Source organism: Armatimonas sp., assembly GCF_964826245.1.
Genome location: NZ_CBAYMC010000116.1, coordinates 1 through 13,538, shown reverse-complemented (window position 1 = coordinate 13,538; position 13,538 = coordinate 1). Strand labels below are relative to the sequence as shown.

General features: G+C 60.8%; 13 protein-coding genes. 9 read left to right on the top strand and 4 right to left on the bottom strand.

Annotated elements, in window-relative coordinates; genetic code table 11:
* The first annotated feature begins 148 nt into the window (after positions 1–148).
* The 7 genes from AC1XOS_RS12360 to AC1XOS_RS12330 all read left to right on the top strand — a co-directional run bounded on the left by AC1XOS_RS12360 (position 149) and on the right by AC1XOS_RS12330 (position 6,239).
* Entirely contained in the window at positions 149–385 is a 237-nt protein-coding gene (locus AC1XOS_RS12360; protein WP_481962526.1) for an aspartyl protease family protein, read from the top strand.
* Between the two features lie 589 nt (positions 386–974).
* A complete protein-coding gene (locus AC1XOS_RS12355) occupies positions 975–1,724 on the top strand; it encodes a hypothetical protein (protein ID WP_481962525.1) in 750 nt (249 codons plus the stop codon).
* A gap of 22 nt (positions 1,725–1,746) precedes the next feature.
* Complete coding sequence (locus tag AC1XOS_RS12350) at positions 1,747–2,910, top strand: homogentisate 1,2-dioxygenase (RefSeq protein WP_481962524.1); 1,164 nt, start codon at positions 1,747–1,749, stop codon at positions 2,908–2,910.
* Between the two features lie 7 nt (positions 2,911–2,917).
* Positions 2,918–3,229 (top strand): hypothetical protein, encoded by a 312-nt coding sequence (locus AC1XOS_RS12345; protein WP_481962523.1) that lies wholly within the window; start codon positions 2,918–2,920, stop codon positions 3,227–3,229.
* A 79-nt stretch (positions 3,230–3,308) separates the two neighbouring features.
* Positions 3,309–3,557 (top strand): type II toxin-antitoxin system VapC family toxin, encoded by a 249-nt coding sequence (locus AC1XOS_RS12340; RefSeq protein WP_481962527.1) that lies wholly within the window; start codon positions 3,309–3,311, stop codon positions 3,555–3,557.
* A 48-nt stretch (positions 3,558–3,605) separates the two neighbouring features.
* On the top strand, positions 3,606–4,811 hold the full coding sequence (locus AC1XOS_RS12335; RefSeq protein ID WP_481962522.1) for a M24 family metallopeptidase: 1,206 nt from the start codon (positions 3,606–3,608) through the stop codon (positions 4,809–4,811).
* Between the two features lie 3 nt (positions 4,812–4,814).
* Positions 4,815–6,239: an asparagine synthase-related protein gene (locus AC1XOS_RS12330; protein ID WP_481962521.1), complete on the top strand. Its 1,425-nt coding sequence runs from the start codon at positions 4,815–4,817 to the stop codon at positions 6,237–6,239.
* Positions 6,240–6,306: 67 nt separating this feature from the next.
* Here the strand turns inward: AC1XOS_RS12330 and AC1XOS_RS12325 are convergent, their stop codons facing one another.
* Entirely contained in the window at positions 6,307–7,233 is a 927-nt protein-coding gene (locus AC1XOS_RS12325) for an ATP-grasp domain-containing protein (protein ID WP_481962520.1), read from the bottom strand.
* Between the two features lie 283 nt (positions 7,234–7,516).
* Here AC1XOS_RS12325 and ppsA point away from each other — a divergent pair, with 283 nt between their 5' ends.
* Together ppsA and AC1XOS_RS12315 are read left to right on the top strand one after the other, a co-directional pair.
* A complete protein-coding gene (ppsA, locus tag AC1XOS_RS12320) occupies positions 7,517–9,949 on the top strand; it encodes a phosphoenolpyruvate synthase (protein ID WP_481962519.1) in 2,433 nt (810 codons plus the stop codon).
* A gap of 30 nt (positions 9,950–9,979) precedes the next feature.
* A complete protein-coding gene (locus AC1XOS_RS12315; RefSeq protein ID WP_481962518.1) occupies positions 9,980–11,044 on the top strand; it encodes a zinc-binding dehydrogenase in 1,065 nt (354 codons plus the stop codon).
* Between the two features lie 106 nt (positions 11,045–11,150).
* Here AC1XOS_RS12315 and AC1XOS_RS12310 read toward each other — a convergent pair whose 3' ends face one another.
* The 3 genes from AC1XOS_RS12310 to AC1XOS_RS12300 form a co-directional block, all read right to left on the bottom strand.
* On the bottom strand, positions 11,151–12,161 hold the full coding sequence (locus AC1XOS_RS12310; RefSeq protein WP_481962517.1) for a DUF2235 domain-containing protein: 1,011 nt from the start codon (positions 12,159–12,161) through the stop codon (positions 11,151–11,153).
* 34 nt (positions 12,162–12,195) lie between these two features.
* Positions 12,196–13,134: an HNH endonuclease gene (locus tag AC1XOS_RS12305; protein WP_481962516.1), complete on the bottom strand. Its 939-nt coding sequence runs from the start codon at positions 13,132–13,134 to the stop codon at positions 12,196–12,198.
* 15 nt (positions 13,135–13,149) lie between these two features.
* Positions 13,150–13,538, bottom strand: a 389-nt coding sequence (locus AC1XOS_RS12300; RefSeq protein ID WP_481962515.1) for a PDDEXK nuclease domain-containing protein, incomplete at its 5' end; no start/stop codon positions are given.

The window sequence follows — 13,538 nt, the reverse complement described above, 5'->3', positions numbered from 1 at the left end:
AACCTGTCGCACTACCCGAGAAGACACGCGTCTTTGTGATCGTGCCCCAGACCAAACTCCCGGAGCCTGCACTCCCCAAAACCATTCGCACCCCGCGCTTGAAGAACCCCACCGATGCCGCCGACTTCGTGATGGAGGTAAACTAGCCTTGCCCACCGCCTACGACGCGGAGCATCACGACCCGCCCACGCCCGTTGCCTGGGTCACACTTCAGTCTCCCGACGGAGCGCGGTCACAGGAAGATGTGCCGCTTCTGATGGACACCGGGGCCGACGTGACACTGCTTCCGCGTTGGGCCATTGATGCACTGGAGCTGCCCACACAGACGGAGGGAAGCTACGAACTCTCTGGGTTCGATGGTTCCACCAGTGTCGCTCCTGGTTAGCCTGCTCCTGGACGGTCCCCGCCGGGAGTGGGACAGTGCTTCCCCGGTAAGATGAAGGAGTCTTCCCGATGCTGCTTAGCCCTTTCGCAATCCTCGCACTGAACTCCGCTCCATTTCTGCAACAATCCCACTCGTCTCAGGTCACGGTACAGCTTACCGTTGCCCGTGAGCCTCGCCCCAAGCAGCCCGACGGGTAGGCACCAACTGCGCCCGTTACTCCCGCCACATCCATTAATACCCCGTTCGAGGAAAGCCACGCCGCACCTACGTCTTCGCCTACGGAAAGGCAGACAAACTCCTGCGCCGCTTCTACTCCGAAATCTACCAGCCCGACGGCACACTCAAGAAGCGCACCGAGACCTTCACCAACGTCCAGCTAAACCCAAACCTCGACGAGCGCCTCTTCGCTTTCGTCCCACCCCCCGGCTCCCAGCCCTTCAAGCCCGCCGCGTTCCCCCCCGCGCCCCTCGTCTCCTCCTTGCCCGAGAACGCCCCCGAAGTGCCAGACAGCCTACGCTTCCGCACCAACCCAGATACCTCTTCTGCCATTTGTTGCAACCGGAGACCTTTGTCCTGTGTCTGAGTGCCCATGCAACAACAACGACAGGAAATTTTCCTGGGGAAAGAGCCACTTCCCCGCTTTATTCAAGTGCTTGCACTAGTCATGTCCTTTGTGGTTCTTCTAGGCTGTGTGTTCCTTTTGACTGGCAAGCTCTCCGCGGTCGAGCTCTTTCGTCCCAACTACCAAGGAAAGAACGGTTTTGCTCAGGCAAGTGTCTGGCTGATCGGGTTTGCCATTATCTGCCCTGTCTTTCTGCTGACGCGCCGCCAGCACGCCTTTATATTTGTGGGATCACATGTTTCGGTAGAGAGAAACGGCGCACAGGTCTGGGCAGAGAAGTGTGCTGCCTGGCGCTGGCGCATCTCAGGGAAGAAAGACATTGTCGGCCTGGAGCTCCTCGACGATGCGGGCGAGGCGTATTTGGTGAAGCTGGGGGGGATTCCTTTGGGGACGAAGGAGCCTTTTGACGCTCTGGTACAGGCACTAACACAGGCAGGCATACAAGAGACCGACTTCTTTCGCAAGCGACTGCCCTTTACGAAAGACATTGCGGCTTGGGTTTGGACAGGACTTGCCCTCGCTGGAGCGGGCTTAATCATCTGGGTGGTTTGGTCGTCTTTGCATGCCTTCGACGGAGTCCGAGTGCCCGGTAGTGAGGCGGACGTGCAGCGGTATATGGAACAACCCCCGAAGCTGCGCCGCCGCGTGGTTCCGGTGCACCACTACCCAAGAGACAGAGAAACAAAGGGCGGAGAAAAAGGGACAGGCAAGCTATAATAGGGCAGGAGTTGACGACGCAATGGCGCACTATGTAAAATTGGGGGAGATTCCCCGCAAACGACACACGCAGTTCCGCAAGCCCGATGGCTCGCTCTACGCCGAGGAGGTTTTTGGGACGAAGGGCTTCTCGGGGATCGCCTCGATTTTGTACCATGCCAACTTGCCCACCCAAGTGGCGGAGTACCAGTATCTCGGGGATTTAACGCCCGAGACGCTGGAGTTCGAGCCGCTGCGCCACCGGCACCTCAAGACGCACCTGCTCAAGCCCGGCGACGATCCCATCGCCGGGCGCGTTCCGTTCTTAGTGAATAGCGATGTGCTTCTGGCCCTCGTGCGCCCGACGGAGCCGATGGCGTACTTCTACAAAAACGCCGACGGCGACGACTTGCTCTTTGTCCATGAGGGTACGGGCAAGCTCGAAACGCTCTTTGGGACGCTTCCCTACAAGCCCGGCGACTACTTAGTCATTCCCCGAGGCACGATCTACCGTGTGGTCTGCGATCCAGGCGCTACCACCATTCTCCTCACGGAGTCCGCCGCCAGCACGATCGAGCCGCCGGAGCGCTACCGCAATGAGTACGGGCAGTTTTTGGAGCACGCCCCGTTCTGTGAGCGCGACATTCGCGTCCCGGAAGCGCCGCTCTTTCACGACAAAAAAGGCCGCTTTGAGGTTCGCATCAAGGCACGCGGTCACCTCACGGCCTACTTCTACGACTTTCACCCACTGGACGTAATCGGCTGGGACGGCTTTCTCTACCCCTACGCCCTCTCCATCCACGACTTCGAGCCGCTCACGGGTAGCATCCACCAGCCGCCGCCCTCACACCAGACCTTCGAGGCCCATAACTTTGTCGTCTGTAGCTTTGTCCCCCGCATGCTCGACTACCACCCCGACGCCGTCCCGATTCCCTACAACCACTCCAATTTAGACAGCGACGAAGTCCTCTACTATGTCAATGGCAACTTCGCCAGCCGCCGGGGAATCGAAGTCGGCTCCGTCACGCTTCATCCCTCGGGCCTGCCGCACGGCCCCCAGCCCGGCGCGGTCGAGGCCAGCCTCGGCAAGACCCGCACCGAAGAGCTCGCCGTTATGGTGGATACGTTTCGTCCGCTGAAGCTCACCAAAGCCGCCCTCGCGCTAGAGGACGACAACTATCCGTACTCTTGGAAGCCGGTGATATAATCTTCCCATGCAAGTGCTGATCGAGACAATCCAAGATGGCGTTCATGCGACGGCGCTCTTGCCCTGGAAAGTGGTGGCAGAAGGGGCGACGGAGTCGCTTGCACTGGCGGAACTTCGTGCCGAGTTTGCACGCAAGATTCCGGCTGGGGCTCGCGTGGTAGAGCTTACGGAGCCGACTTCGATCTCCGAAAATCCCTGGATGGCATTTGCCGGGGACATGAAAGACGACCCCCTCTATGACAGCTGGCAGGAATCCATTGCGGAGTATCGCCAGCAGCAGGCTGATTCGGAAGAAGAAGTCCCCCTTAAAGTTGCATGACGCGCTTTCTTCTGGATACCGACACACTCTCTTTGTTTCGTCGTGGTGACTCCGAAGTTATTCGGCGGTACAGCGGGCGATTGCCTACCGCCGTCTTGCAGAGACCATTCCTTTTTTGGCAACATTTCGCATTCTCAACTTCACCGAAGCTGCCATGATTCGCTATGACGGCTTGCGTACACAAAAGCTGAATGTCGGGGCCAATGACCTCAAAATCGCCGCTATTGCGCTGGAGCATGGGCTGATTGTGGTCACACGCAACCAGCGCGACTATGACCGTGTCCCAGCTCTCGTCACAGAGAACTGGAGTCATCCTCAGGAAGCCTGAAATTTTTCAGGGGCAGGGATTTATCTCCTGCATCGCGAATTTTTGGCCATGAGTGATCTGACCCGTGAGAAGCTAAACCAAGCCGCCGCGATTGTGGCGCAGTCTGAGAGTGAGATAGATGTCTGGCTGACGTTTGTGCGTGAGACGAGCGGCATCGCCGATCCGTGCTTGCCGTTTTTGATGGAGGGCGGACTCACCTGGCAGAGTGCGCTTTTGGTGAGCAAGTCGGGCAGGAAAGTGGCGATCGCGGGCAACTACGACTTAGACGGCCTCGAAAAATCTGGCGACTGGGACGAGGTGATTGGCTACGTTCAAGGCATCCGTGAGCCGCTGGTAGATGCCCTTCAGGAGCTGATTCCACTGAGTGTCGCTGCGCCCAAGATCGCGGTGAACTTCTCGGAAAACGACGACAAGTGCGATGGCTTAACCCACGGGATGTTTCGCTTGCTGGAGCGCTACCTTGCCCACACGCGCTTTGCCAGCTCTCTCGTCAGCGCCGAGCCGATCATCCGTGCGCTCCGTGGCCGCAAGACGCAGACCGAGCTAGCCGCGATGCGTGGCGCAATAATAGAAACCGATAGATTGTTCGCCGAGGTGGCAGCACTGGCAAAGCCGGGGATCACGGAGCGCCAGATCGCCGACTTTGTGCAGGGCAAGATCGCGGAGCGTGGCCTAGGCTACGCCTGGGAGCAAGAGGGCAACCCGATTGTCAACTGCGGCCCCGACTCCGCCGTGGGGCACAGTGCACCGAGTGCGATTGCGCTGGCTCCGGGGCATATCTTGCACATGGATCTCGGTGTGGTGCAGAACGGCTACGCGTCGGACTTGCAGCGCTGCTGGTTCGTGGGCAGTGAGGTCCCCGAGGCGATCTCGCGGGCACACGCCGCCGTTCTCGGCGCGATTGAGGCGGGCTTTGCGGCGCTGAAGCCGGGCGTGAGTGGCTGGGAGGTGGACGCGGCGGCGCGGAGCTTCTTGGTCGCGGCGGGCTACCCGGAGTATCTGCACGCGCTGGGCCACCAAGTCGGGCGCGTCGCCCACGATGGCGGCGGACTTCTCGGCCCGTGCTGGGCACGCTACGGCGAGACGCCGTACTGGCCGGTGGAAGTCGGACAAGTCTACACCCTGGAGCTGGGAGTCGCCGTCGAGGGGCACGGCTACTGGAGCCTGGAAGACATGGCCGTCGTGACCGAGGGTGGGGCGCAGTGGCTCTCGACACCGCAGAAGGAAATCTGGCTTCTGTCGCCGAATGACTGAGCCATGTTACAGGGAATTGAGAGACTCGTAGATTTAGTCGGGGTGCGCAGTAGCGCTCTGACCGGCACGGACAACGACGGTATCGCGGTAGCACTGGTGAACCGCGATGTGGCGGCCCTCGCAGCCACGGATGGTCACTTTGCAGGGACGATGCGCGATGGACAGACCATTCGCATGGCCCGCACGATTGGCGTCCCACTGCGCTACTTTGTCGCCAAGATGTTCCACGGCCCGTTTCTGGTCACCGCCGACCGGATGGACACGATCTACGACTGGTGCGTCAGCCAGAAAATCGGCTGGCAGTTCGACCCCACCTACACCCGCATGGTACCCGCGCACTACTTAACCGAGATCGAGCAGATCGGCTGCCCCGACCCGGCTCCAATCTACACGCGCTTCTGGGAGCCTGAGGTGGCAAGGGGCGGTGAGGACATCGAGGCGCTGGGGGTGGCCTATCTCACGGCGGCGTATGAGGCGACCAAAGGCTGGCTCGCGACGCTGCCAAGTGCTGCACAAGTGGGGATTGCGTTCTCCGGGGGCATTGATAGCACGAGCGTTCTGTTGCTGGCCCGAAAGGCCATGAGTGAGCTGGGCCGGAGCCCCGATTTGATTCGTGCCTTTACGCTTGACCTGCACGAAGGCAAGGGCGCGGATGCGGCGCAGGCCGAGAAGATCGTCACGGATCTGGGCATTGCCCACACCTGGGAGCGTGTCACCGTGCCCGCGTCGGAGTACAACTTGCGCGAGGCGATTACCTGCATCGAGGACTACCATCCCCTCGATGTGGAGTGTGCCGCCGCCGGAATCGCGCTGCTCAAAGCCGTCCGTGAGCGCTACCCCGAGCTGCTGTACTTCATGGACGGCGACGGTGGCGATGAGAATGCCAAGAGCTACCCGCTCGAAGACTCCGATCTCACGCTCAGCTCGATCCTGCGCAACCCACTGCTCTACCAGGAAGGCTGGGGAATCGATGCGATCAAGCACAGTGCGACCTACTCCGGGGGGCTTTCGCGCGCCTACATCCGCACCTTCGCGCCCGCCCAGCGCTACGGTTTCACCGCGTTCTCCCCGTTTACCGTGCGCTCCGTGATGGCAAAGGCCGTCGCCATTCCGTTTCCCACGATTCTGAATGGCTCGCTCGAGCGTCTCTACAGCCTCAAGGGCGAGCTGGTGGCAAGTGGCGTCAAGCACGTCACGGGAATCGAGATGCCCGTCTCGATCAAGCGTCGCTTCCAAGATGGTGCCCGCGCCGCTGTGGCAGGCGATACGGAGAACAACTCGTACTACAAGGCGTGGCGTGTTAGCAAAGCCTGGTGCCGCCAGATCTTCCTGCGCCAGTGGGAAGACAAGCTCCGCGCCGCCTGGGAGGAGCAGGAGCAGCTCTCCGGTAACTTCGTGCCCGGAGTGCTTGAGCCCCTGCTGCAGTGAACCCTCCTTCGTCGAGGGAGGGTGGCTTGAAGTGAGGGACGAACGAAGAGCCGGGTGGGTTCTGGAGTTATAGAAACTTCGACCAGCGGTAGTCTTTGGGCTTGACCACTTTCTTGTTTGCCTCGTCAATCGCCAGCTCGGCCATGGCATTGACGATCCAGGTGAAGTTCTCCGGCCCCACCGAGTCGTAGTCGGCATCGGGAGCGGGGTTGAGGAAGTCAATGGCGTAGGGGATGCCATCTTGGACGGCAAACTCGACCGTGTTCATGTCGTAGCCCAGCGCGTTGCAGAGCTTGAGGCAGTCGCTGGTGAGGCGCTCTTCCATCGCAGGATCGAGTGGTGGGCCGTCTTGGACATAGCGGCGCTCGTGGGGCAGGCGGGGATCATAGCGCATGATGTGGACGTTTTTCTTACCGATCACATAGCAACGGAAGTAGTCCGTAAACTCCACACTCGACTGGAGTGTCATGCACAGGTCGCCCGTCTGGTCATAGGCAGCGAAAAATTCCTCAGGGGAGTGGACTTTGTAGACATGCTTCCAGCCACCGCCCGAGTAGGGCTTTAAAAACGCGGGAAAGCCAATGTAGGCAAAAATCTCCTCAAAGTTCAGAGGATAGAGTAAATTGCGGAGTGACTGCGCCGAAATATCCGGTGGGTGCTGCTTGTGGGGCAGGAGCGCGGTCTTCGGGATCGCGACTCCGAGCTTGTGAGCCAGCGCGTAGTTGAAGAACTTATCGTCGGCAGTCCACCAGAACGGGTTATTGATCACGGTGACGCCCTGCATCACGGCGTGCTTGAGCACCGCACGGTAGAACGGGACGTCTTGCGAGATGCGATCCACAATCACGCGGTAGTCATAGACCTGCTCCATCGTGATCGCCCCGATACTCAGGCTCTCCGCCTGGATCGTGCCTCCACCAAGCTCATTGATCTTGGCTACCAGTGCGCCGGGAAACGTGTTCTCTCGGCCATACAAAACGCCTATTTTCTTCATGACTACCCTCCAGAGTTATTGTACCCAGTTATTCTCAGGACAGCAGATTTGGTCTCAGGAGGCTGAGGGATTGTCACCGGCAATCCCGACAATGGGACTCCTGACAGTATCGGCCACGGGCTACTCACATCTCTCAGCAGGGGGATTGGCGTCCTCAGACCCGCGAGAAATTCCTGGCTGCCCTCCACTCGAATAGGCCATTTCGTAGAGTTAGGCACCGAGATTCTGAAGTAAGCTTGACGAGAAGCCTCAGGTGCGAAGCCTGAACCAAAGGAGTTCTGTGATGGACCTTGCTGATTCCGTCTCCACTACTGATTTTGTTCGCGATTTCTGCCAGATTTCCCTGAGGGATGTTCCACTTGTCGGGGGGAAAGTCGCCTCGTGTGGCGAGCTGTTTAACACGTTTTCCGCAAAGGGAATCGGAGTGCTGGACGGTTTTGCCGTTACCGCCGCAGCCTATGTCGCGTTTCTGGCCGCCGATGGTCTGGGCGACCGAATCACTGCTGCCCTTGCCCCTCTGGAGGATGCCGACCCAGACGATATTCCGACCCTTGCTGCCTGCGGGAGTGCTGCCCGAGGTGCCGCGCTTGCGACCCCGCTGCCACCAGAGCTGGGCGATGCGGTTCGGGCCGCCTACCGCTCTCTCTGCGCAAGGCTGGGGAGCGAGCCCGCCCTCGCCGTCCGCTCGTCGGCCACCGCGGAAGACCTGCCCGACGCCTCGTTTGCCGGACAGCACGAGTCATACCTTAATATCCGAGGTGAGGACGCTCTCCTCGATGCCGTGCGGGCCTGCTTCGCGTCTTTGTTTACCGACCGTGCGATTACCTACCGGACGACGCGCGGCTACGACTGGTGCAAGATCGCGCTCGCGGTCGGTGTCCAGCCCATGGTGCGCTCCGATATGGGAGCGGCAGGCGTGATCTTTACCCTCGATCCCGAGACGGGCTTCCGCGATACGGTTGTCATCTCAGGGGCATATGGCCTCGGTGAGTATGTGGTTCAAGGGGTCGTCACGCCCGATGAGTGGACGGTCTTCAAGCCGACACTCACTGAGGGGAAGGCTCCCATTGTCGGGCGGCGGCTAGGTTCCAAGGCCGTGCGTCTGGTCTACGGCGAGGGCACCGCGACCCACCGCGAGGAAACCCCGCTCTCGCAGCGGAGCCGCTTCTGCCTCCACGACGACGAGGTCGTTCTGCTGGCGACATGGGCGTGTGAGGTCGAGCGGCACTACTCCGCTCTCGCGGGGCACCCGCAGCCGATGGATCTGGAGTTCGCCCGCGATGGCGAGACCGGAAAGCTCTTTCTGCTCCAGGCGCGCCCTGAGACCGTCCACTCCGTTCGTGCCGCAGGGGGCGTGACGGTTCCTCTCTACCACCTCGATAGTCCGCCGCCCGCATCGCTCGCCCGTGGACAGGCGGTGGGTGAGAAGATCGCGTCAGGTGTCGCTCGAATCGTGCGGGATGTCTCGGAGCTAGCCTCGGTGCGCCCTGGCGACATCCTGATTACGGAGCGTACCGACCCTGACTGGGAGCCGATCATGCGCCAGGTCGCCGCGATTGTGACGAATCAGGGCGGGCGCACGGCCCACGCGGCGATTGTCTCACGGGAGCTGGGGCTGCCCTGCATCGTGGGCTGTGGCAACGCGACTGAGGTCGTCCCCGAGGGCACGCCGGTGACCGTGTGCTGCTCGGAAGGTGTCGAGGGGCATGTCTACCCTGGAAGCCTGCCATTCCGCATCGAGACGATTGCACCGGGCGAGCTGCCGAGCACGACGACCAAGATCATGCTGATTGTCGGTGATCCTTCTCAGGCGTTCGGGCTGGCGGCGCTGCCGGTTGCAGGGGTCGGGCTGGCGCGGATGGAGTTTGTGGTCACGAACCAAATTGGCATTCATCCGATGGCGCTCGTGCGCTACCCCGAGCTCGTTGATGAGAAAACTGTCGCGGCAATCGCCCGGCGGATCGGCGACGAGGACCCGCGCGCCTTCTTCGTCCGGCAGCTCAGCGAGGGAATTGGGCAGATCGCGGCGGCGTTCTATCCCCGCCCCGTGATCGTCCGGACGAGCGACTTCAAGACAAACGAGTACGCGCGGCTCCTCGGCGGGCAAGAGTTCGAGGAGAGTGAAGAGAACCCAATGCTCGGTTTTCGGGGAGCGTCGCGCTACTACGACCCGCGCTACGCCGATGGGTTCGCACTAGAGTGTGCGGCGCTGGCGCGGGTGCGCGGCGAGCTGGGCCTGACCAATGTCCGGGTGATGATCCCGTTCTGTCGAACCCTCAAGGAGGCCGACTTGGTGCTAGAGGCGATGGCGCGCGATGGGCTGAAGCGTGGAGAGAATGGTCTTGAGGTCTGGGCGATGTGCGAGATTCCCTCAAACGTCTTGCTCGCCGAGGAGTTTTTAAAACGCTTTGATGGCTTCTCCATCGGCTCGAACGACCTGACCCAGCTTATTCTCGGGGCGGATCGCGACTCGGGGATTCTCTCTGCCCGCTTCGATGAGCGGGACGAAGCCGTCAAGCTGGCCATCGCCAGCGTCATTGCGACGAGCCTGCGGGTCGGCAAGCCCATCGGCCTCTGTGGCCAGGCACCGTCCGACCATCCTGAGTTTGCGGCGTGGCTGGTCGAGCAGGGGATCACGTCGATCTCACTCGCTCCAGACGCTGTGGTGAAGGCAATCCTTGCGGTTGCTGAGGCGGAAAAATCTAAAAAATCTTAGTTTCTTAGTATCTTAGGGGGAGGTGTTCTGATGGAAACAATGCGAGCCAATGTATTTCATGGGGTGAACGACATTCGTGTGGAAGAGGTGCTGCGCCCACGGGCGGGGTTTGGGGAGGTGGTCATCAAGATCACGCTGACGACGATCTGTGGCACGGATCTGCACATCTTGCGGGGCGAGTATCCGGTGAAGCCTGGCTTGGTGATTGGCCACGAGCCTGTTGGCGTGATCTCGGAGCTGGGGCCGGGTGTCACGGGCTACGACGTCGGAGATCGGGTGCTGGTGGGGGCGATCACGCCGTGTGGGCAGTGCCGCGCCTGCCTCTCGGCGCACTGGGCTCAGTGTGGTCACGGCGACGATACCCAGGCGCTGGGCGGCTGGCGCTTTGGCAACACGATCCATGGCGCACAGGCCGAGTACCTTCTGGTGCCCAATGCCCAGGCGAACCTCGCCAAGATCCCCGATGGCGTCACCGACGAGCAAGTGGTTCTCCTCGCTGATATCGCGTCCACGGGCTTCTCAGGGGCGGAGTCGGGCGGGGTGAAGATTGGCAATACGGTTGTCGTCTTTGCGCAAGGCCCGATTGGGCTCTGCGCGACCGCGGGGGCACGTCTGATGGGCGCATCGCTGGTGATCGGGGTGGACGGCGACCCGCACCGGCGGGAGGTTGCCCGGAAGATGGGAGCCGACATCGTGCTCGACCCGGCCAACCAGGATGTTGTCGCGGAGATCAAGCGGCTGACGGGTGGCGGTGTGGATGTGGCGATTGAGGCGCTGGGGCTTCAGGAGACATTTGAGAACTGCCTGCGTAGTCTGCGGCCGGGTGGGACACTCTCCAGCCTCGGGGTGTACTCCGGCAAGCTCCAGATGCCCTACGATGCCTTCGCGGCGGGCCTGGGTGACATCCGGGTGGTGACGACGCTCTGCCCCGGCGGGAAAGAGCGCATGCGGCGGCTGATCGAGACCGTTCGTGCAGGGCGTGTGGATTTGACACCGCTCCTGACGCACTCGTGCACGCTCGACGAGATCGTGGGGGGCTACGACCTGTTTGGCTCCCGCCGCGACAATGTTCTCAAGGTCGCCATCCGTCCGTAGCCCTGAGAGACGGTTTAAGCGAGCTGGATTTGTAGGTGGTTCGCCACGGAGCGAACCCCGGGAAGGTGCGCGACGGATTCAAAGGGGGAGTCGAATATCAGGGCATCTAGTCTTTGAAGATTCGTGGTGTCTCGGACTTCAGGTACTCCACGAGAGTAGGAGGCTGGTAGTCAGTTAGGACGGTTAGGCGTTTGGTGACGACCTCATGGAGTCCCTCTTCGGAGAGCTTGCCGATGGGGCGGTCTATGGTTTTCCAGAGAGAGTAGAGGAACCCGACAGAGTTGTCAATCGGCTCATGGCAGGCATCCGCGCTGCTGCTGGAGGCTTTTTGGGCATCGAATCGGAGCCCCGCACCCTCAGCGCGGGACTGCATCCAGCGCAGGGCATGGCTGGAGAGACCACTCTGGGAGTACCCACCACCGACTTGGGTGTGGACACCCGGAAACCAGGCTTGCTCCAGGGTCTGCGTTCCCACGCCTGCTGGTTGTTGCTCCCAGATCGCGGGGGCAAAGGGCTTGCGGCGGTCGTCTATGGAGAGAGCTTGGTAGGCGAAACGTACACGGGTGCTGAGCTTGACATCGTGGAACTGGACACTCCGATTCAGCCCCAGCCAGGTCGCCCAGTCGGTGGGGATTCCTAGCGCACCGACCGTGTCCCAGACTCCGATAAAGTGGATCGTGGGTTCGACGGAGTAGCGTGCTCTGTAGGTTGTGGGAATCTCGTGGTCGGGGTGCAGGTCGTTGCGGTAGAGGTCGTAGGCGTTGTCTACGAGGTTGAGGTTCTCACTCTTGAGCAGGCCAGCCTTGCGAATAAACCCAGAGAGCGACCGGACGGTATAGGCTCCTCGGCTGAAGCCAAAGAAGTAGAGCTGGTCGCCGGGCTGGTAGTTTGCCACCAGGAACCGGTAGGCTTCTTTGATACGGTCGGAGAGTCCCTTCCCCATAATCCCACCAAGGAGCCGGTCGAGGAGACTGCCCTGCGTCCCAACGCCATCGAAGTACTGGACAAGCTGGTCGCTGTCGCTTGTAAGCCAGCGGCTGAGCTTGATAACATTGGTCTGGTTGGGGGACTCTTTGGCATTCCAGGTGCCGTCGCAACAAATCACGATCTTTCTCATCGTTGGTATTTCCTATCTCTTGGGGAATGGGGATTTAGCGAAAAGTGCTTTCCTGATGCCACTTCAGGTACTCGGTGGAAGGGCGATCTTCGTATTTGTTAGGCAGAACATCCTCCAGGAGCTTCTGCCCCTGGAAGCGGTAGTACTCCTTGCCATTGTTGTAGGTTTCCTTGATACGCTGACTCACCTCGACACGGTAGTCGTCGGTGAGGGTCAGCAAGCCGCGATCAAAGAGCAGGTGCAGGTCGGCGCGCAGGAGCAAGCCGTTCTGAAGCTCATGCGGTCCCTGCTGGCTGTAGGGTTTGATATGCGCCGCCGTGAGCACGGGGAGCGTCTTCTCCCCCGAGATGGCACAGCGCCGGTGGTAGGCATCGGTGACCAGTACCCGAAACGCCCCTTGTCCAAGGCGCTGCTTGCCCAGCACCAGCTTGTAGGCGTCTTTCTCACTTTGCTCGTACTGGAGGTTCAGAGCGGGCTGCGTGGGCTGTGCGGGTTGTGGAGCGAGCTGCGCGGCGACGCTCATCCAGAGGGCATCGCCGATTGGGTCGGCAGTGCTGTAGACTTTGCCACGGACGATCTCACGGCTCCAGTTCGAGGGCGAGGGGATGAGCTGGCTGTCCTCGAAGAAGAACGGCTCGGTGAGCACGACGCACCCGATGACAGGATCTGGCTCACTGACGCCTTTCTTGTACTTGGTGACGCGCTTATGGCAGGTGGCGTAGTCGGGAGCGCCGTTCTTCTCGCCAAACGCCTCCCAGGCAAGCGAGAGCGGCAGGGCAGAGTAGCGGACGAAGAACCCACCACCCGCCACGACGTTGTAGGGACTGTGGAGCTTGAAGAGAAATGGCTCCCCTGGCTGGAGGGCGGCGAAGCCTTGCTTGCTGCTGGGGAACCAGAAGTTTACTTCGTCTGGCTTGCGCTCGCGCAGAAAGCCGAACCACTCATGATCTGTGACACCGACGTAGAAATTCATGACGTTTCTCTCTTGCTAGGTGAGACGGGCACGTTCCCGGTCCAGCTCTCTGCGTAGCTCTTCCTCACTGGGGAGGATCAGCTTGTACTTGGTGGCGAAGAGCTGCTCGTTCTCGTGGAGGACGGAGTAGCGCACCACCGAGGCATCTTTGTCGGAGCAGAGGATGATCCCCACCGTTGGGTTGTCACCCTCGCCGCGCCGCAGGTCATCGTACATGCGGACGTACATATCCATCTGGCCGATGTCTTGGTGGGTGAGTTCACCCGTCTTCAAATCGAAGAGGACGAAGCACTTGAGCAGGTAGTTGTAGAAGACCAGGTCGATGTAAAAGTCCTTGGACTCGGTGCTGATGCGCTGCTGCCGGGCGACAAAAGCAAAGCCCTTGCCCAACTCTAAGAGAAACG

Bases quoted from the DNA above. Each gene is read 5' to 3' on its own strand.
- AC1XOS_RS12305 (WP_481962516.1), bottom strand. From the start codon at position 13,134: ATGAATTTCTACGTCGGTGTCACAGATCATGAGTGGTTCGGCTTTCTG.
- ppsA (WP_481962519.1), top strand. From the start codon at position 7,517: ATGGACCTTGCTGATTCCGTCTCCACTACTGATTTTGTTCGCGATTTC.
- AC1XOS_RS12355 (WP_481962525.1), top strand. From the start codon at position 975: ATGCAACAACAACGACAGGAAATTTTCCTGGGGAAAGAGCCACTTCCC.
- AC1XOS_RS12330 (WP_481962521.1), top strand. From the start codon at position 4,815: ATGTTACAGGGAATTGAGAGACTCGTAGATTTAGTCGGGGTGCGCAGT.
- AC1XOS_RS12310 (WP_481962517.1), bottom strand. From the start codon at position 12,161: ATGAGAAAGATCGTGATTTGTTGCGACGGCACCTGGAATGCCAAAGAG.
- AC1XOS_RS12325 (WP_481962520.1), bottom strand. From the start codon at position 7,233: ATGAAGAAAATAGGCGTTTTGTATGGCCGAGAGAACACGTTTCCCGGC.
- AC1XOS_RS12345 (WP_481962523.1), top strand. From the start codon at position 2,918: ATGCAAGTGCTGATCGAGACAATCCAAGATGGCGTTCATGCGACGGCG.
- AC1XOS_RS12335 (WP_481962522.1), top strand. From the start codon at position 3,606: ATGAGTGATCTGACCCGTGAGAAGCTAAACCAAGCCGCCGCGATTGTG.
- AC1XOS_RS12315 (WP_481962518.1), top strand. From the start codon at position 9,980: ATGGAAACAATGCGAGCCAATGTATTTCATGGGGTGAACGACATTCGT.
- AC1XOS_RS12350 (WP_481962524.1), top strand. From the start codon at position 1,747: ATGGCGCACTATGTAAAATTGGGGGAGATTCCCCGCAAACGACACACG.